Origin of the sequence: Pseudomonas sp. W2I6, assembly GCF_030815935.1 — a bacterium.
GTDB lineage: Bacteria > Pseudomonadota > Gammaproteobacteria > Pseudomonadales > Pseudomonadaceae > Aquipseudomonas.
The window spans coordinates 412,334-432,113 of the sequence record NZ_JAUSXJ010000001.1; the positions used below are offsets into that span (position 1 = coordinate 412,334).

At 60.4% G+C, this 19,780-nt stretch carries 15 protein-coding genes; 13 read left to right on the plus strand and 2 right to left on the minus strand.

The features are described 5' to 3' along the window. The first annotated feature begins 1 nt into the window (after window position 1). The 13 genes from lpxD to ispD all read left to right on the plus strand — a co-directional run bounded on the left by lpxD (window position 2) and on the right by ispD (window position 15,690). Window positions 2–1,057, plus strand: a complete 1,056-nt coding sequence (lpxD, locus tag QF039_RS01940; protein WP_307516713.1) for a UDP-3-O-(3-hydroxymyristoyl)glucosamine N-acyltransferase — start codon at window positions 2–4, stop codon at window positions 1,055–1,057. Window positions 1,058–1,167: 110 nt separating this feature from the next. Then, window positions 1,168–1,608: a 3-hydroxyacyl-ACP dehydratase FabZ gene (gene fabZ, locus QF039_RS01945; protein WP_003219309.1), complete on the plus strand. Its 441-nt coding sequence runs from the start codon at window positions 1,168–1,170 to the stop codon at window positions 1,606–1,608. Further along, entirely contained in the window at window positions 1,605–2,381 is a 777-nt protein-coding gene (gene lpxA / locus QF039_RS01950) for an acyl-ACP--UDP-N-acetylglucosamine O-acyltransferase (protein ID WP_003219308.1), read from the plus strand. The genes fabZ and lpxA overlap by 4 nt, the downstream gene beginning before the upstream one ends. A gap of 2 nt (window positions 2,382–2,383) precedes the next feature. Then, window positions 2,384–3,523 (plus strand): lipid-A-disaccharide synthase, encoded by a 1,140-nt coding sequence (gene lpxB, locus QF039_RS01955; RefSeq protein WP_373461952.1) that lies wholly within the window; start codon window positions 2,384–2,386, stop codon window positions 3,521–3,523. Continuing rightward, on the plus strand, window positions 3,520–4,152 hold the full coding sequence (gene rnhB / locus QF039_RS01960) for a ribonuclease HII (protein ID WP_177008895.1): 633 nt from the start codon (window positions 3,520–3,522) through the stop codon (window positions 4,150–4,152). Before lpxB ends, rnhB begins: the two co-directional genes overlap by 4 nt. Window positions 4,153–4,227: 75 nt before the next feature. Continuing rightward, window positions 4,228–7,749: a DNA polymerase III subunit alpha gene (gene dnaE, locus QF039_RS01965; RefSeq protein ID WP_307516714.1), complete on the plus strand. Its 3,522-nt coding sequence runs from the start codon at window positions 4,228–4,230 to the stop codon at window positions 7,747–7,749. A 139-nt stretch (window positions 7,750–7,888) separates the two neighbouring features. After that, window positions 7,889–8,836, plus strand: coding sequence for an acetyl-CoA carboxylase carboxyltransferase subunit alpha (locus tag QF039_RS01970; protein ID WP_003219302.1), 948 nt, complete (start codon window positions 7,889–7,891; stop codon window positions 8,834–8,836). Window positions 8,837–9,011: 175 nt separating this feature from the next. Further along, on the plus strand, window positions 9,012–10,331 hold the full coding sequence (gene tilS, locus QF039_RS01975) for a tRNA lysidine(34) synthetase TilS (RefSeq protein WP_307516715.1): 1,320 nt from the start codon (window positions 9,012–9,014) through the stop codon (window positions 10,329–10,331). 273 nt (window positions 10,332–10,604) lie between these two features. Continuing rightward, the gene (locus QF039_RS01980) at window positions 10,605–12,236 is read left to right on the plus strand and encodes a CTP synthase (RefSeq protein ID WP_003219298.1); all 1,632 of its coding nucleotides are present in this window, start codon (window positions 10,605–10,607) and stop codon (window positions 12,234–12,236) included. Window positions 12,237–12,241: 5 nt separating this feature from the next. After that, the gene (kdsA, locus tag QF039_RS01985) at window positions 12,242–13,087 is read left to right on the plus strand and encodes a 3-deoxy-8-phosphooctulonate synthase (protein ID WP_003219295.1); all 846 of its coding nucleotides are present in this window, start codon (window positions 12,242–12,244) and stop codon (window positions 13,085–13,087) included. A gap of 156 nt (window positions 13,088–13,243) precedes the next feature. Continuing rightward, the gene (gene eno, locus QF039_RS01990; RefSeq protein ID WP_003219294.1) at window positions 13,244–14,533 is read left to right on the plus strand and encodes a phosphopyruvate hydratase; all 1,290 of its coding nucleotides are present in this window, start codon (window positions 13,244–13,246) and stop codon (window positions 14,531–14,533) included. A gap of 171 nt (window positions 14,534–14,704) precedes the next feature. Next, window positions 14,705–14,983, plus strand: a complete 279-nt coding sequence (ftsB, locus tag QF039_RS01995; protein WP_003219292.1) for a cell division protein FtsB — start codon at window positions 14,705–14,707, stop codon at window positions 14,981–14,983. Beyond that, window positions 14,980–15,690, plus strand: a complete 711-nt coding sequence (gene ispD, locus QF039_RS02000; protein ID WP_003219291.1) for a 2-C-methyl-D-erythritol 4-phosphate cytidylyltransferase — start codon at window positions 14,980–14,982, stop codon at window positions 15,688–15,690. Before ftsB ends, ispD begins: the two co-directional genes overlap by 4 nt. A 3-nt stretch (window positions 15,691–15,693) precedes the next feature. Here the strand turns inward: ispD and QF039_RS02005 are convergent, their stop codons facing one another. Next, a complete protein-coding gene (locus QF039_RS02005; RefSeq protein WP_307516716.1) occupies window positions 15,694–18,732 on the minus strand; it encodes a dermonecrotic toxin domain-containing protein in 3,039 nt (1,012 codons plus the stop codon). Window positions 18,733–18,801: 69 nt separating this feature from the next. Next, window positions 18,802–19,698 carry a LysR substrate-binding domain-containing protein gene (locus tag QF039_RS02010; protein WP_003219287.1) on the minus strand — a complete coding sequence of 299 codons (897 nt, stop codon included), beginning with the start codon at window positions 19,696–19,698 and terminating at the stop codon, window positions 18,802–18,804. Between the last annotated feature and the right edge of the window lie 82 nt (window positions 19,699–19,780).

A 19,780-nucleotide genomic window follows, 5' to 3' on the forward strand; every position in this document is an offset into this window, starting at 1 on the left:
CATGACTGCGACTATCAAGCTCGGCCAATTGGCCGAGTTCCTGGGAGCCACCTTGCGTGGCTCCGCGGAGAAGGAAATCACTGGGCTAGCCACCTTGCAGGAGGCTGGCCCAGCTCAGTTGAGCTTCCTGGCAAACCCCCAATACCGTAAATACCTGGGCGAAAGCCGCGCCGCAGCCGTGCTGCTGAAGGCCGCTGACGCCGAAGGTTTTGTTGGGGACGCGCTGGTTGTTGCCGATCCGTACCTGGCGTATGCCCGGGTGTCGCACCTGTTCGATCCGAAACCCAAGGCCCCCGCCGGTATCCATCCGACGGCGGTGATCGCCGATGACGCTCAGGTTGACCCTGCCGCGAGCATCGGTGCTTTTGTGGTGATTGAAAGCGGTGCACGCATCGGGGCGGGTGTAACGCTGGGTGCCCAGTGTTTTATCGGCGCGCGCAGCGAGATTGGTGCCGGTGGCTGGCTGGCTCCGCGTGTGACCCTGTACCACGATGTGCGTATCGGTGAGCGTGTGGTGATTCAGTCCGGTGCCGTGATTGGCGGCGAGGGCTTCGGCTTCGCCAACTCGAAGGGTGTCTGGCACAAGATTGCCCAAGTGGGCGGCGTGTTGATTGGCGATGACGTTGAAATTGGCGTCAACACTGCCGTTGACCGCGGGGCCCTGGCCGATACCGTCATTGGTAACGGCGTGAAACTGGATAACCAGATTCAGATCGCCCACAACGTGCAGATTGGCGATCACACCGCCATGGCCGCCTGCGTGGGGATCTCCGGCAGCACCAGGATCGGCAAGCATTGCATGCTCGCCGGGGGGGTTGGCCTGGTGGGCCATATCGAAGTGTGCGACAACGTATTCATCACCGGCATGACCATGGTGACCCATTCGATTACCGAGCCTGGGTCCTATTCATCCGGTACGGCCATGCAGCCTGCGGCCGAATGGCGCAAGAGCGCGGCGCGTCTGAGGCAGCTCGACGATATCGCTCGGCGCCTGAAACATCTGGAAAAGCGTGTTGGGGACGTGACCCCTGGCGGTAATGCTTCATCAGATGGCTGATACCATTTCCATATCAAGTGTGCACAGCCGCTAGACTGCCTCCTTGATTTGCTAGAGGGGCGTGCCTTAGTCCGCACGCTCCCAATCTTTATTACAGGCTTCCCCCCGAAATGATGGACATCAACGAGATTCGCGAATACCTGCCTCACCGTTACCCGTTCCTGCTGGTGGACCGGGTCACGGACCTCAATGTTGAGGAAAAGCGCATTCGTGCCTACAAGAATGTCAGCATCAACGAACCGTTCTTCAACGGTCACTTCCCTGCGCATCCCATCATGCCAGGCGTATTGATCATCGAAGCGATGGCCCAGGCTGCCGGTATCCTTGGTTTCAAAATGCTCGACCTGAAGCCTGCCGATGGCACGCTCTACTATTTCGTGGGCTCTGACAAACTGCGCTTCCGCAACCCGGTAACTCCGGGTGACCAGTTGATCCTTGAAGCCAAGTTCATCAGCTGCAAGCGCCAGATCTGGAAGTTCGAATGCCAGGCCTCGGTCGACGGCAAGCCGGTGTGCTCGGCTGAAATCATCTGTGCGGAACGCAAACTATGAGTTTGATTGACCCTCGCGCAATCATCGATCCGACGGCCGTACTGGCCGCCGACGTTGAGGTCGGCCCTTGGTCGATCGTCGGCGCAGGTGTGGAAATCGGCGAGGGGACAGTCATCGGGCCGCATGTGATCCTCAAAGGCCCGACGAGGATTGGCAAACACAATCGTATCTATCAGTTCTCATCGATAGGCGAAGACACCCCGGACATGAAGTACAAGGGTGAAGAAACACGTCTGGTAATCGGTGATCACAACATCATCCGTGAAGGCGTGACCATTCACCGCGGTACTGTCCAGGACCGTGCCGAGACCACCCTGGGTGACCACAACCTGGTGATGGCTTATGCGCATATCGGTCATGACAGCGTAATCGGCAACCATTGCATCCTGGTCAACAACACTGCGTTGGCCGGCCATGTGCACGTTGACGATTGGGCGATCCTGTCCGGCTTTACCCTGGTGCATCAGTACTGCCATATCGGCGCCCACAGCTTTTCCGGCATGGGTACCGCCATCGGCAAGGACGTTCCGGCGTTCGTCACCGTATTCGGCAACCCGGCCGAAGCCCGCAGCATGAACTTCGAAGGCATGCGCCGTCGGGGCTTCAGCGAAGACGCCATCCACGCCCTGCGCCGCGCCTACAAGGTGGTTTACCGCCAGGGGTTGACGGTTGACCAAGCGTTGATCGAACTGACGGAGCCAGCCGCATTGTTTCCGGAAGTCGCGATATTCCGTGACTCTATCCAGTCGTCGACTCGCGGCATCACCCGCTGATCATGGCCAGGCTGCGTATAGCGTTGGTGGCCGGAGAAGCTTCCGGCGATATTCTCGGTGCAGGCCTGATGCGGGCCCTCAAGCTCCAGCATCCTGCGGTTGAATTCATCGGTGTCGGCGGTCCGCTGATGCAGGCTGAAGGCCTCACGTCCTACTTTCCCATGGAGCGCTTGTCGGTCATGGGGCTGGTGGAGGTGCTGGGCCGTTTGCGCGAGCTGCTGGCCCGTCGCAAAAAGCTGATCCAGACCCTGATCGAAGAAAAGCCCGACGTCTTTATCGGAATCGACGCGCCGGACTTCACCCTCAATATCGAACTCAAGTTGCGTCAGGCCGGGATCAAGACCGTGCATTACGTCAGCCCGTCCGTGTGGGCGTGGCGGCAAAAGCGCGTGCTCAAGATTCGCGAAGGCTGCGACCTGATGCTGACCCTGCTGCCCTTCGAGGCCAGGTTCTACGAAGAGAAGGGCGTGCCGGTGCGGTTTGTCGGGCACACCCTGGCCGATACCATTCCTCTGCAGGCCGACCGTGCTGCCGCGCGTGCCGAACTGGGTTTGCCCGAAGGTCCGCTGGTGGCCTTGATGCCGGGCAGTCGTGGCGGCGAAGTCGGTCGTCTCGGCGCGCTGTTTTTTGATGCAGCCGAACGCCTGCAGGCGCTGAAGCCGGGTGTGCGCTTCGTATTGCCATGCGCCAGCCCTCAGCGCCGTGCACAAATTGAAGAGCTGCTGGTAGGGCGCGACTTGCCGTTGACCTTGCTCGACGGCGGCTCGCACCTGGCACTGGCGGCGTGCGATGCGGTGCTGATCGCCTCCGGCACTGCGACCCTGGAGGCCTTGCTCTACAAGCGCCCGATGGTCGTGGCCTATCGCCTGGCGCCGCTGACCTACTGGATTCTCAAGCGTATGGTCAAAAGCCCCTACATCTCCCTGCCGAATTTGCTGGCCCAGCGTCTGTTGGTGCCCGAGTTGTTGCAGGACGATGCGACGCCTGAGGCGTTGGCGCAAACCATGCTTCCGTTGATCGATGGCGGCGAAGAGCAGACCCGTGGTTTCGACGAAATCCACCGCACCTTGCGCCGTGATGCGTCGAACCAGGCGGCGGACGCTGTGCTGACCTTGATCGGCCATAAACAGGAAACCCTATGAAGACGCAAATGGGCCTGGATTTCAGCCTGGTCGCCGATGCCCTTGATCTGGTTGCCGGTGTTGACGAAGTCGGTCGCGGCCCGCTGTGCGGCGCAGTCGTCACCGCCGCAGTGATTCTCGACCCGAACCGCCCGATCCTCGGCCTGAACGATTCCAAGAAACTTACCGAGGCCCGTCGTGAAAAGCTCTATGACGAGATCTGTGAGAAAGCCCTGAGCTGGCACATCGCCCGGGCTGAGGTCGAAGAAATCGACGAACTGAACATCCTGCACGCCACCATGCTGGCCATGCAGCGCGCTATTGAAGGCCTGCATATCACGCCAAAAATGGCGATGATCGACGGCAACCGCTGCCCGAAGCTGACGATGCCGGCTGAAGCGGTGGTCAAGGGTGATAGCAAGGTGCCGGCGATTGCCGCTGCATCGATTTTGGCCAAGGTCAGCCGTGACCGTGAAATGGCGGCTTTCGAATTGATCTATCCCGGCTACGGGATTGGTGGCCATAAGGGTTACCCGACGCCCGTTCATCTGGAAGCTTTGGCTCGCCTGGGCCCGACCCCGATCCACCGTCGCTCGTTTGCCCCGGTTCGCCAGGCTTTCGAGGCTCGGGAAAGCCTGATCGAGGTTTAGCAGCAAGGCTGATGTTTTTGCCAAGGCCCGGTACAATCCGGGCCTTGTTGTCTCCACGTTTTGTACAGGATCACTATGCCGGCTTCATTCGTTCACCTGCGCCTGCACACTGAATACTCCCTGGTCGACGGCCTGGTACGGATCAAACCCCTGGTCAAAACCCTGGTGGGCATGAACATGCCTGCCGTGGCGGTGACCGACCAGAACAACATGTGTTCCCTGGTCAAGTTCTACAAGGCCGCCATGGGCGCCGGCATCAAGCCGATCTGCGGTGCCGACCTGTGGCTGTCGAACAAGGACCCGGATAACCCACTGAGCCGCATCAGCCTGTTGGCGATGAACGGCGTGGGTTATCGCAACCTCACCGAACTGATTTCCCGTGGCTTTATCGATGGCCAGCGCAACGGCTCGATCATCATCGAGCGCGAGTGGGTGGCCGAAGCCAGCGAAGGGCTGATCATGCTCTCGGCGGCCAAAGAGGGTGAAATCGGTATCGCGCTGTTGGGCGGCAATCCTCATGAGGCTGAAGTGCTCGCCCGTGAGTGGATGGAGGTGTTCCCCGACCGTTTCTACCTGGAAATCCAGCGCACTAACCGCCCCAACGATGAAGAGCAGTTGCACGCCGCTGTGGCCCTGGCTGAAAAGCTTGGCGCGCCGCTGGTCGCGACCAACGATGTACGCTTTATCAAGAAGGAAGACTTCGAGGCCCACGAAACCCGCGTATGCATCGGCGAAGGCCGGGCGCTGGACGATCCGCGCCGCTCGAAGAACTACAGCGAAGAGCAGTACCTCAAAAGCGCCGATGAAATGGCCGAGCTGTTCAGTGACCTGCCCGAGGCCCTGGAAAACTCCGTCGAAATCGCCAAGCGCTGCAATATTGAAGTGAAGCTGGGCAAGCACTTCCTGCCCAACTTCCCGATTCCCGATGGCATGACCATCGACGAGTATTTCCGCAAGGTGTCCTTCGACGGCCTCGAAGAACGCCTGAGCGTCCTGTTGCCCAAGGACACCACGCAAGATTACGAGGCCAAGCGCCAGGTCTACGTCGACCGGCTGAATTTCGAGCTGGATATCATTATCCAGATGGGGTTCCCCGGTTACTTCCTGATCGTAATGGACTTTATCCAGTGGGCCAAAAGCAACGGCGTGCCAGTGGGCCCAGGCCGTGGATCGGGTGCCGGGTCGCTGGTGGCCTATGTGCAGAAGATCACCGACCTCGACCCGCTGGAATATGACCTGCTGTTCGAACGTTTCCTTAACCCGGAACGGGTATCGATGCCCGACTTCGACGTCGACTTCTGCATGGATGGTCGCGACCGGGTTATTGAATACGTGGCCGAGAAATACGGGCGCAACGCGGTAAGCCAGATCATCACCTTCGGTTCCATGGCGGCGAAAGCGGTAATCCGCGACGTGGCCCGGGTGCAGGGCAAGTCCTACGGCCTGGCTGACCGCCTGTCGAAGATGATTCCGTTTGAAGTCGGCATGACCCTGGAAAAAGCCTACGAGCAGGAAGAAATCCTGCGGGACTTCATCAAGGTCGATGAAGAAGCGGCTGAAATCTGGGACATGGCGCGCAAGCTCGAAGGCGTGGTGCGTAACGTCGGTAAACACGCCGGTGGTGTAGTAATCGCGCCTACCAAGCTGACCGACTTTTCGCCGATCTATTGCGACGAAGAAGGCGACGGCCTGGTAACCCAGTTCGACAAGGACGACGTGGAGGCGGCCGGCCTGGTGAAGTTCGACTTCCTCGGCCTGCGTACCCTGACGATCATCGACTGGGCGCTGAAGACCATCAACCGCGACCGCGCCAAGGTCAATGAGCCACCGCTGGATATCGCGTTTATCCCGCTGGATGACAAGCCGACCTACAGCCTGCTGCAAAAAGCCGAAACCACGGCCGTGTTCCAGCTTGAATCCCGCGGCATGAAAGAGCTGATCAAAAAGCTCAAGCCCGACTGCCTGGAAGACTTGATCGCACTGGTGGCCCTGTTCCGTCCGGGCCCGCTGCAATCAGGCATGGTGGATGACTTCATCAACCGTAAGCACGGGCGTGCCGAGCTGGCTTACCCGCACTCCGACTACCAGTACGAAGGTCTCAAGCCGGTACTGGCACCGACCTACGGCATCATCCTGTATCAAGAACAGGTGATGCAGATTGCCCAGGTCATGGCCGGCTACACCCTTGGCGGTGCGGACATGCTGCGTCGAGCCATGGGTAAGAAAAAGCCCGAGGAAATGGCCAAGCAGCGCGGTGGCTTCATTGAAGGTTGCGCCACCAACAACATCGATGCCGACCTGGCCGGTAACATCTTCGACCTGGTGGAAAAGTTCGCCGGTTACGGCTTCAACAAATCCCACTCTGCCGCCTATGGCCTGGTGTCTTACCAGACTGCGTGGCTGAAGGCTCACTACCCGGCGCCGTTCATGGCGGCGGTACTGTCTGCGGATATGCACAACACCGACAAGGTCGTGACCTTGATCGAGGAAGTGCGGACCATGAAGCTGCGCCTCGACGCGCCGGACGTGAACACTTCCGAGTTCAAGTTCACGGTGAACGACGAAGGCCGCATCATCTATGGCCTCGGCGCGATCAAGGGCGTGGGCGAAGGCCCGGTGGAGGCGATTACCGAAGCGCGTCAGAACGGGCCGTTCAAGGACCTGTTCGATTTCTGCGCCCGGGTCGACCTCAAGCGCATCAACAAACGTACTCTGGATGGCTTGATCCGCAGCGGCGCCCTGGATCGCCTGGGCCCGTACTTCCATGACGAGCCGAAGGCTTACCAGGCCAATATCGACCGCAACCGCGCGGTATTGCTGACCGCCATGGAAGAAGCGATCAAGGCCGCCGAGCAGACCGCACGCACCCACGACAGCGGCCACGCCGACCTGTTTGGGGGGCTGTTCGTCGAAGAAGATGCCGACGTCTACGCCAACCATCGCAAGGCCAAGGAGCTGACCCTCAAGGAACGCCTCAAGGGTGAGAAAGACACCCTGGGCCTGTACCTCACCGGTCACCCGATTGACGAATATGAAGGTGAAATCCGGCGTTTCGCCCGCCAGCGCATCATCGACCTGAAGCCGGCGCGGGATACCCAGACCGTCGCAGGCATGATCATCGCGCTGCGGGTGATGAAGAATAAAAAGGGCGACAAGATGGGTTTCATCACCCTAGACGACCGCTCGGGCCGGATCGAAGCCTCGCTGTTTGCCGATGCATTCCATTCCGCCCAGTCGCTGTTGCAGACCGACGCGATGGTGGTGGTGGAAGGGGAGGTCAGCAACGACGACTTCTCCGGCGGCCTGCGCCTGCGGATCAAACGTGTGATGAGCATGGAAGATGCCCGCACCAACCTGGCCGAAAGCCTGCGCCTGAAGGTCAGGACCGATGCGCTCAAAGGCGATCAGCTACGCTGGTTGGGTGACTTGCTTAAACGCCACCGTGGCGCCTGCCCGGTGACCATGGAGTACACCGGCAACGACGCCAAGGCGATGTTGCAGTTTGGTGAGACGTGGCGAATTGACCCCGCCGATGGCTTGATTCAAGCATTGCGTGACCAGTTCGGGCGTGACAACGTCTTCCTCCAATACCGTTGACGGTCAGGCAGTACGAAGATCGCCTGATCTCGACCGAACATTTAATCTCGACCTAACCGCGCCTCTCCCTTAAGGTAGGGCGCGAATAGACAACCGGCTGGCCAGGCACTCCTTGGCCGTCGACCCAAGACGGACGCTTATGAACCCGAATTTTCTTGATTTCGAACAGCCGATCGCTGACCTGCAAGCCAAGATCGAAGAGCTGCGCCTGGTCGGCAATGACAATTCGCTGAATATCGGCGATGAAATCGCTCGCCTGCAAGACAAGAGCAGCACGCTTACCGAAGACATCTTCGGCAAGCTGACCAGCTGGCAGATCGCGCGCCTGGCCCGCCACCCGCGCCGTCCGTACACCCTGGACTACATCGACCATATCTTTACCGAGTTCGATGAGCTGCACGGCGACCGTCACTTCTCCGACGACGCCGCCATCGTGGGCGGTATCGCTCGCCTGGACGACCAGCCAGTGATGGTCATCGGTCACCAGAAAGGCCGTGAAGTGCGCGAGAAAGTCCGCCGCAACTTCGGCATGCCGCGCCCTGAAGGCTACCGCAAGGCGTGTCGTCTGATGGAAATGGCCGAGCGCTTCAAGATGCCGATCCTGACCTTCATCGACACCCCGGGCGCCTACCCGGGTATCGACGCTGAAGAGCGCAACCAGAGCGAAGCGATTGCCTGGAACCTGCGGGTGATGGCGCGCCTGAAGACTCCGATCATCGCTACCGTGATCGGCGAAGGCGGTTCCGGCGGTGCATTGGCCATTGGCGTCTGCGACCAACTGAACATGCTGCAATATTCGACCTACGCGGTGATCTCGCCGGAAGGTTGTGCCTCGATCCTGTGGAAAACCGCCGAGAAAGCGCCGGATGCCGCGGAAGCCATGGGCATCACTGCCGATCGCCTGAAAGGCCTGGGTATCGTGGATAAAGTGATCGCTGAGCCATTGGGCGGCGCCCACCGTGACCCGGCTGCCGCTGCCGCGACCATTCGTGCCGAACTCAGCTCGCAACTGGCGATGCTCAAGAAGTTCGACAACGAGGCGCTGCTGGCCCGTCGTTACGAGCGCCTGATGAGCTACGGTCTCTAAGCCGACGCCTTCTAAAATGTGGGAGCTGGCTTGTGTGGGAGCGGGCTTGCCTGCGATAGCATCAACTCGGTGCACTAGATAAACCGAGTTGCCTGCATCGCGGGCAAGCCCGGCTCCCACATTTGTTTTGTGTATGCTTGGCTATCGTGTTCCAGTTTTGCGGCGGTACTTTGCGATGAAACCAACTCTGCCCGCCAAGCTCCTGCAAATCCTCGCTCCCTGGCGCAACGCCCCGGCCTGGCATATCGCCTTCTCCGGCGGCCTCGACTCCACCGTCCTGCTGCACCTCCTGGCCACGCTGGCCAAAATCGACAAGCTCCCGCCACTCAGCGCTATCCATGTTCATCATGGGCTGCAAGCTGCGGCGGATGCGTGGCCGGCCCATTGCCAGTCCGTGTGCGACGCCTTGTGCGTGCCTCTGCGGGTGATCCGCGTGCAAGTGCAACAAGGTGCAAGCCTGGAGCGCGCGGCCCGTAACGCGCGGTATCAGGCGTTTGCCGAGGTCACCGGGGCAGGGGAGTTGCTGGTCACGGGCCAGCACCGTGACGATCAGGCAGAAACCTTACTGTTTCGGCTGTTGCGTGGGGCTGGCGTGCGTGGCCTGGCGGCAATGCCCGCGCAGCGCCCTTTGGCAGATGGCTATCTGGTGCGACCCTTGCTGGATGTGTCTCGCGCCGAGCTTGAAGCCTACGCCCGTGAACATCAATTGACCTGGATCGAAGACCCGTCGAACGCTGATCCGCGTTTCTCCCGCAATTACCTGCGCCACCATGTTTTCCCACGCCTGACCGAACGTTGGCCCCAAGCCGTCAGCACCATGGCCCGCAGCGCCGAACATCTGAGCGAAGCCCACGGCTTGCTCGACGAACTGGCGCAGATGGACCTGCTGGCCGCCAGCCAGCACCCGGTGTTTCCCTGGCTGGCATTGCCTTCGCTGACCCTTGAACCGCTTGCCGCGCTCTCCGAGGCCCGCCAGCGCAACGCACTTAGGCACTGGCTGACACCGCTGACACGCTTGCCCGACAGCGACCACTGGACCGGCTGGGCGACCTTGCGCGACGCCAAACACGATGCACAGCCACTGTGGCGCCTGGCCGACGGTCAATTGCACCGTTGTGGTGGGCTTATCTGGTGGTTACCTGCCAGTTGGTCGGAATTTTCTGACGCATCGGTGAGCTGGCCGCACCCGCAAAACCCACTACAGTTACCCGGTAACGGTCAAGTGCGCTTCAGCGGCAGTGCACCCGAAGGCCCCCTGAGCATCCGTTATCGCCAGGGCGGTGAAATCATGGAATTGCCAGGCCGGGGCCGGCGCGACCTGAAGCGCTTGCTTAACGAAAGTGCGGTGCCAGGCTTCATCCGTGGCAGATTGCCGCTGCTGTATCAGGGCCAGCAATTGCTGGCTGTGGCCAACCTGCCGGGGCTTGCGGCGGGTGGCGGTACCGGCTGGCAATTACATTGGATGCCACCAACCTGCGATCAAGGTTTGAGCTGATAGAGCCTTTCCGGTAGACTACGCTCCCTTCTTGATACAACTTCTGTGGATTCGCCTGAATCGCAGCAGTTGCCGATTACCAAGCAGTCTTTGCTGGGCGATTCCAAAAAATGTGTAGCGATCAACGTACCGGTGTTTCATTGCTGGTCTGTCACAACGCGGCGGTTTTTTTGAAAGGTGCACTGTGATTAATGCAGGTGATCGGGGGCTTCGGCCTTCCTTCGCTTTCCCCGGCGGCTCGGACCGCTTTAACGCAGACTTCTAGGGTTTTTCATGACGCGCTACATATTCGTCACGGGCGGTGTTGTTTCTTCATTGGGGAAAGGCATTGCCTCCGCTTCATTGGCGGCCATCCTGGAGGCGCGGGGACTTAAGGTCACCATGCTCAAGCTGGACCCGTACATCAACGTTGACCCGGGCACCATGAGCCCGTTCCAGCACGGTGAAGTGTTCGTCACCCACGACGGCGCCGAGACCGACCTGGACCTGGGCCACTACGAGCGGTTCATCCGCACGACCATGACCCAGAACAACAACTTCACCACCGGCCGTGTCTACGAGCACGTGCTGCGCAAGGAGCGCCGTGGTGACTACCTGGGTGCAACCATCCAGGTGATCCCGCACATCACCGACGAAATCAAGCGCCGCATCATCAAGGGTGCAGGCGATGCCGACGTGGCGATGGTCGAGATCGGTGGCACCGTGGGTGACATCGAATCCCAACCGTTCCTCGAAGCCATCCGCCAGTTGCGTTTCGAAGTCGGCGCCAAGCGCGCGATGCTGATGCACCTGACGCTGGTGCCGTACATCGCCACCGCCGGCGAAACCAAAACCAAGCCTACCCAGCACTCGGTCAAGGAACTGCGTTCCATCGGCCTGCAGCCGGACGTGCTGGTGTGCCGCTCCGACCACGCGATCGACATCGCGTCCCGTCGCAAGATCGCCCAGTTCACCAACGTTGAAGAACGTGCGGTAATCGCCCTGGAAGACGCCGACACCATCTACAAGATCCCGGGCATCCTGCATTCCCAGGGCCTGGATGATTTTGTCGTCGAGCGCTTCGGCCTGCAGTGTGGCGGCGCCGATCTGTCCGAGTGGGAAGCCGTGGTCGACGCCAAGCTCAACCCTGAGCATGAAGTCACCATCGCCATGGTCGGCAAGTACATGGAGCTGCTGGATGCCTACAAGTCGCTGATCGAAGCGATGAGCCACGCGGGCATCAGCAACCGTACCAAGGTCAACCTGCGCTACATCGACTCCGAAGACATCGAGAACCAGGGCACTGCGCTGCTGGAAGGCGTTGACGCCATCCTGGTTCCGGGCGGCTTCGGTCTGCGTGGCGTGGAAGGCAAGATCACTGCCGTCCAGTACGCTCGTGAGAACAAGGTGCCGTACCTGGGGATCTGCCTGGGCATGCAAGTGGCGGTCATCGAGTTCGCCCGTAACGTGATGGGCTGGAAAGACGCCAACTCCACCGAGTTCGATCGCACCAGCGGTCATCCGGTCGTGGGCCTGATCACCGAGTGGGAAGATGCCACCGGCGCCGTCGAAACCCGTACCGAAGCCTCCGACCTGGGCGGCACCATGCGCCTCGGCGCGCAGGATTGCCTGCTGGAGCCGGGGTCCCTGGTTCACGATTGCTACGGCAAGGACGTGATTGTCGAGCGTCACCGTCACCGCTACGAAGTGAACAACAACCTGCTGCCGAAAATCATGGAAGCCGGCCTGAAAATCTCCGGTCGTTCCGGTGATGGCGCGCTGGTTGAAGTGGTTGAAGCACCGGATCATCCATGGTTCGTGGCTTGCCAGTTCCACCCGGAGTTCACCTCGACCCCGCGCGACGGTCACCCGTTGTTCAGCGGCTTCGTTAAAGCAGCACTGACGCAACATCAGAAGAAGGCGTAAACCTGATGGCCCAGAAGATCATTCGCGTAGGCGACATCGAGATTGCCAACGACAAGCCCATGGTGCTGTTCGGCGGCATGAACGTGCTGGAAAGCCGCGACATGGCGATGCAGGTCTGTGAAGAGTACGTGAAGGTGACCGAGAAACTCGGTATCCCCTACGTATTCAAGGCCAGCTTCGACAAGGCCAACCGTTCGTCCGTGACCTCCTACCGCGGCCCGGGCCTTGAAGAAGGCATGCGGATCTTCCAGGACATCAAGCAAGCCTTCGGCGTGCCGATCATCACCGACGTCCACGAGCCTGAGCAGGCTGCCGTGGTTGCCGAGGTGTGCGACATCATCCAGTTGCCGGCCTTCCTGTCGCGCCAGACCGACCTCGTGGTCGCGATGGCCAAGACCGGCGCTGTGATCAATATCAAGAAAGCCCAGTTCCTCGCGCCTCAGGAAATGAAACATATCCTGAACAAGTGCGTGGAAGCGGGTAACGACCAGTTGATCCTCTGCGAGCGTGGTTCGAGTTTCGGCTACAACAACCTCGTGGTGGACATGCTCGGTTTCGGCATCATGAAACAGTTCGAATACCCAGTGTTCTTCGACGTGACCCACGCGCTGCAAATGCCCGGTGGTCGCGCCGATTCCGCTGGCGGGCGCCGTGCCCAGGTACTGGACCTGGCCAAGGCCGGCATCAGCCAGTCCCTGGCAGGTTTGTTCCTGGAAGCCCATCCGGACCCGGACAACGCCAAGTGCGACGGCCCATGCGCCCTGCGCCTGGACAAGCTGGAGCCATTCCTGGCCCAGTTGAAGCAGTTGGACGACCTGGTCAAGAGTTTTCCGACGGTAGAGACCGCGTAAGCGCCATTTCTCCGGTAGACTTTCCCTCGCTTTACGCTCAGGCCCGCAGGCCTGAGCCTTGTCGCCTGCAAGCCTGCCCGTTGTTCCACCCTTGCGGTCGGTCAAAAGATTTCCTTCAGCTGCGTCGTTTTCGTCAACTTTGGAGTGTTTACAACAATGGCAAAAATCGTCGACATCAAAGGTCGTGAAGTTCTCGACTCCCGTGGCAACCCTACCGTCGAAGCCGACGTGCTTCTCGATAACGGCATCATCGGCAGCGCCTGCGCGCCGTCCGGTGCTTCCACAGGTTCCCGCGAAGCACTGGAACTGCGTGATGGCGACAAGAGCCGTTACCTGGGCAAGGGTGTACTCAAGGCGGTGGCCAACATCAATGGCCCGATCCGCGACCTGCTGCTGGGCAAGGATCCACTTGACCAGAAAGCCCTCGATCACGCGATGATCAAGCTCGACGGTACCGAAAACAAAGGCAGCCTGGGCGCCAACGCCATCCTCGCCGTGTCCCTGGCCGCTGCCAAGGCCGCTGCACAGGACCAGGACCTGCCGCTGTACGCCCACATCGCCAACCTGAACGGCACTCCGGGTGTCTACTCGATGCCGGTTCCGATGATGAACATCATCAACGGTGGCGAGCACGCTGATAACAACGTCGACATCCAGGAATTCATGGTGCAGCCGGTTGGCGCCAAGACCTTCTCCGAAGGCCTGCGCATGGGCACCGAGATTTTCCATCACCTCAAGGCTGTGCTGAAGGCCCGTGGCCTGAGCACTGCAGTGGGTGACGAAGGTGGTTTTGCGCCGAACCTGGCGTCCAACGAAGACGCACTGAAAGTGATCTCCGAAGCCGTGGCCAACGCTGGCTACAAGCTGGGCACCGACGTGACCCTGGCCCTGGACTGCGCGGCCAGCGAATTCTACGAAGACGGCAAGTACAACCTGTCCGGCGAAGGCCACGTGTTCACCTCGGAAGGTTTTGCTGACTACCTCAAGGGCCTGACCGAGCGCTACCCGATCATCTCGATCGAAGACGGCCTGGACGAGTCCGACTGGGCTGGCTGGAAAGTGTTGACCGACAAGATCGGCGAGAAGATCCAGCTGGTGGGCGACGACCTGTTCGTGACCAACACCAAGATCCTGAAAGAAGGCATCGACAAAAAGATCGCCAACTCGATCCTGATCAAGTTCAACCAGATCGGCACCCTGACCGAAACCCTGGAAGCCATCCAGATGGCCAAGGCTGCGGGCTACACCGCCGTGATCTCCCACCGCTCCGGCGAAACCGAAGACTCGACCATTGCCGACCTGGCCGTGGGCACTTCGGCTGGGCAGATCAAGACCGGTTCCCTGTGCCGTTCCGATCGCGTTTCCAAGTACAACCAATTGCTGCGTATCGAAGAGCAACTGGGCGGCAAAGCCAAGTACAACGGTCGCAGCGAGTTTCGCGGCTGATTGTTAAATGGTAAAAGGTCAGCGGATTACGTCGGAAAAATCACGGCAGCGTGAATTTCGGCGCTAATCTCATGACTAACAAGCACAAGCCTGGTTTTTCCAGGCTTCGTGCTATCAGTTGCTGCAAAAGTTTTGCATGGCTGTCTTTTTTCACTGGATACCCGATATTCGATGCGCAGTCCCAATTGGTTGTTCCTCGTCTTGCTCTTGCTGCTGGCTGGCCTGCAGTACCGCCTTTGGGTGGGGAATGGCAGCTTGGCGCAGGTCACCGAACTGACCCAGCAAATTGCCGCACAGCACGCCGAAAACGAGGTGTTGCTGGAGCGCAATCGCGTGCTCGATGCCGAAGTACTTGAATTGAAAAAAGGCATGGAGACCGTTGAAGAGCGGGCTCGCCATGAGTTGGGCATGGTCAAGGAGGGCGAAACCCTCTACCAGTTGGCCCAATGAGCATTTCGTCACCGGCCTTCTGGGCCGTGATTCCTGCCGCGGGCGTGGGTGCCCGTATGGCCGCGGACCGTCCCAAGCAGTACTTGCAATTGGGTGGGCGCACTATTCTCGAACACAGCCTTGGCTGTTTCCTCGATCATCCGGGCCTCAAGGGGCTGGTGGTCAGCGTTGCGATGGATGACCCTTACTGGCCGACCCTGGCTTGCGCCACCGACCCACGCATTGTGCGCGTTGACGGCGGCGAAGAGCGCTCGGGTTCGGTGCTCAATGCCTTGCTTTACCTGCACGGCCAGGGCGCGAGCGATGACGATTGGGTGCTGGTGCATGACGCCGCCCGGCCGAACCTCAGCCGCGATGACCTGGACAAGTTGCTCTTTGAACTGGCCGACGACAGCGTGGGTGGGCTGCTGGCCGTGCCGGCGCGGGACACCCTCAAGCGCGCCGACAAGCACGGGCGCGTGTTGGAAACGGTTGATCGCACGCCGATCTGGCAGGCCTACACCCCGCAGATGTTCCACCTTGGCGCGCTGCACCGGGCCTTGGCCGACAGCCTGGTCTCGGACGTGGTCATCACCGACGAAGCCTCGGCCATGGAATGGGCCGGGCATGCGCCTCGCCTGATCGAAGGCCGTTCCGACAACCTCAAGGTCACGCGCCCGGAAGACCTTGAATGGCTGCGCCAGCGTCGGACTTTCCAGTCTTCCTGACGCTCACACCGTCATCTGTTCAACCCCGGCCGGGGTCTTGAACTCATCCACCAGTGCCTGAATGCTGTCGAACGGTTTGCCGTCCACGGCCCAACCGGGCGCGCTGATGGCGTATCGGCCGCCCTGTTGATCGATCCTGAAATGGCGTACGTCGCCTCGCCGTGAACGGTAGTGAAGGTGTGCCGGTGTCGTGACGGTGGCCGGGGTCAGCATGAACTGGCCTGGCTTGGTCAGCAGCGTCTGTGGCGTCCTGGCCTGGGGCTGGGAGGGGGCGGGCGCCGGTTGCGCCGGGCGTTGCAAGCTGGCGCGGTCCACCCGCAGGACCAGGTTGGCCTTGACCGTTCCCTCACCCTTGCCGATGCCCAGGCTGGCGGTGCGTCCCGTGTCCACTTCGACGCCGAGGTGCCCGCCAGCCGCTGCATCCTCGATCCGCAGGCCGATGCTGCCGGTGAGTTCGGCGATCCCCGGAATCCCTTTGTAGGTATTGGTATGGCTGTCACCCACCAGTGCGACCCATTTTCCCGGGCGCGGCTTGGTGGTCTGGATCCATTGAATCACCTCGGTGGCGTAGTAGTTCATCATGCGCTGGCGCAAGTTGTCGGCGGTATCGGGCAGGTCGCGCAGCATGTAGCTGACAGTGCAGTCGATCGGCTGGATTTTGATCCCGGCGTCACGGGCTGCGGTGACGATGTTGACGAACGAGTAGTGCCGGTCGCGCAACGGCGGGTAGATGTTGTTGAGGAAGCCCTTGAGTTCCTCGGGCATCACCGCGCTTCGGGTACGGTAGAACGCCTTGAGCAAGGGCATGTGTACATCCGTCAGCAGATGCTCGAAATAGAGGCGTTTGACCCCCTCGCTGGCCAACAGCGGCATGTTGTTGATCAGGAACGCCTTGCTCGACAGGGCTCCATGGCTTTCGCCGATCACCAGGCCGTCGCTGGCGTGCAGCAGTTTTTGAATGATGGTCGGCTGCGATTCATTCAGGCTGAGCCTTGGAAGCACGGGCCGCATCGGTGAAAACGACAAGTTGGCAAAGAATATCGTGGCATCTTCAGACAGCTTGGTTCTTTTCTCGAAAAACAACTTGCGGGTGTCTTTCACCGGCTGGGCACCGCTGCCCACGGGTTCAAAGTTTTCCGAAAACGAACTGGTGTCGGTGAGCATCTCCGAAACGGTCTCGCGTGCGGGGGGTGGCATCTCGTAGGCACTGTAGAACGTCGAGTGTTGCGGGCCGCCGAACAGCGTGTAGACCCTTTGCCAGGCATTGCGAAATGCGCCTCCGCCGGCCAGCCCGGCCGTGCGCCACTTCAGGTCGGCGCTCTGGATGGCATACAGGCCGGTGGATTGCAGCGTGTTTGGCGCGTTGGGAGCCATTACGAACAGTTCGAAGAAGCCTGATTCATTGGGGGTCTTGTAGGTCAGGTACAGGTCGCCGTGAATCCGGATGGTCTGCAGGCCGCCGGGAGTCATCCGTGGGTTCAGGGTGCGCGTCTCGGTGTTGGCCGCCATGGAGGTTTCGTTGATGGCGCTGACGCTGATCCGGCCCGCATCCTGGCGTACTGCCGGGCCCAGGGTGGGGCGCAGGCTTTCGAGGCCCTTGAGCCCCTTGGACACGCCATGGGCGACCACCGGCAGCGCGTTAAGGGCGCCGAATACAATGCGCTCCTTCGCGTGGGGTTTGCCGCGCAGCAGGTCGTCGGCACCCACCACCATTTCAGTCGCGCCGGAGGTCAGGAAGCAAAATTCCGCCAGTAGCGCGTTGCCCATGGCCAGTGCCACGGGAACCGCCAGGATGCAGGCTTTTTCCAGGGCATCCAGGGTGTCGGCCTTGAGCGTATCCAGGGGCGAAATAAAGCTTCGCGCCGCTACTTTTGCAAGGCGTACCCTGATCTGCCGGGCGATGAACTCAAACGGGTTACTGCCCAGTGCCGGATACATCGGGTTATTGATGTACTGCTCGGGATCCCAGTAGTTATCGGCCCGCAGGCTGTTGAACAAACCCGGGGAGGTTGCCGGCTTCGGAAACACCGCCATCCCCACCAGTGCCTCCTCCACGCCGCTGTAGATCAGGCCGGAGTCGATGGCGTCCTCGTCGAAGTGTTGGGTCAGCGACTTGCGTTGAGTGGCGTCCCTTGCCGTTTCCACCAGCCAACTGCGCATGTCTGCCGGGTTATTGAACCCATGGAAGGGCGAGGAGTTGCCCGGGATATAGAGCAGGGTCACCTGGCTTTGGTTATCGGTGATGGTCAGGATGTCGGTGGATTCGCTGTTGTGAACGCGCAATAGCCGCAGGGACAGGTTTGGGTCGAGGCGATAGGGCTCCTGGAAATCCTCCAGGGTGAGGTTGTCGTGGTTCTTGTCGATGCCGATTCCCGCCGCCCGTGCCGCCAGCTGTCTCTCTGCCACGGTCAGGGTGAACTCATGGAACTGTTCCAGATAGGCTTTGGTGAACGCGATGCGCATCAGGGTGTTGTAGTTTTCCCGGTGGCTGTTCCAGAACTTGCCGATCGCCTCGTCGTAGGTTTGTTCGAAATGGCTTGAGTTAACGATGTGCCTGAAGGTTTTTGGTGAAATCTGCAGCTGCGTGCTCGGGTCGTAAACCTGGGGCTGGCTTTGCAGATACAGCGCCTCATAACGCCTTGGCGGGATCCAGCCCGAGACGATGAACTCTTCGTTGAACATTGCCGGAATCCGGTTATCCATCAAGCGAGGCAGCTCGCTGACAATATTGAAATAAGGTGCAGTGGTGGAAAACCCGGTGGTATTGAGCATGCCGCCCGGGGGCTGGGGCGCATTGCAGACCATGGCCTCGGTCAGCGACATCGACTGGATCACCACGGCGGTGAAGGCCGCATTGGGATTGTCGGTGTTGTATTCGAGGGTGGCGAGGAGGGTGGTATCCGGGTCGAACTCGACCTGGCTGAGGGGCTGTACCCGCTCGCGGATCAACTGGGCGGCGATTCGCGAAGGTACGGGGAAATCCGCCAGGACCTTGCGAACGAAATGACTGATGCGCTGGAGTTGCGGGCCGTTGGTTATCATGGGGGTGCCTGGTTACGCAGTAAAAAAGGCTATTTACCGGCACTCAGGCGCTGCATGGGCGGTAGCTGTCTATCGCAGGTAGACGGGATGGTTGCCCAGGCCCTCCTTGAGAAAGTCCACCAGTTTTCGCACCTTGGGCGAAAGGTGGCGTTGTTGCGGGTACAGCGCCCAAACTGCGGTGTTGGGCGGTTGATGGGCTTCGAGTAACGACACCAGTGCGCCGCTGTGCAAATGCTCCAGCACGTAATAGTCCGGCAATTGGCAAAGACCGACACCTTGCAGGGCCGCATCCAGCACCGCTTGCCCGCTGTTGCAGCGCCAGTTTCCCTGTACACGCTGGGAAAATTCGCGCCCGTCCTGGGCCAGTTGCCAAATATCCGAGCTGCCGATCAGGCAGTTATGCCGGCTTAACTCCGACAAGCTATGTGGCCGCCCGTACCTGGCCAGGTAGGACGGTGACGCGCACAGGTACATACGCCGCGGCGCGAGGCGGCTGGCAACCATGCGCGAATCCGCCAGGCGCCCGAGGCGAATCGCCAGGTCCAGGCCTTCGTGCACCAGGTCCAGCTGGCGGTTGGTCAATTCCACGTCCACGCGCAATTGCGGATAAAGCGCCATGAACCGCGTCACCAGCGGCACGATAAAACGCTCGCCGTAAGCCACTGCGCAGGTCATGCGCAACATTCCCTTGGGCTCGCTGGCCAGGTCGCCCACGGCGCGCAAGGCTTCTTCGCGACCGTCCTGCAATCGCTGGCAATGTTGCAGGAAGGTCTGGCCGGCTTCGGTCAGTGTCACCTTGCGCGTGCTGCGATACAGCAAGCGTGTTTGCAGGCGCTCTTCCAGTCGCGCGACCTGGCGGCTGATATGGGACGACGACACGCCCAGGCGCTCGGCGGCCGCGGTGAATTGGCTGCATTCGGCCACGGCGACGAACTCGTCGATGCCCTCCCAGCGGTTTTCCAGCATGCTGATTGTCCCTGTACGGCAATAATGTTTTGCTTTTGTCTGGATTATTAATCAGATGAGCATGTTTTACACTGCCGGCCTT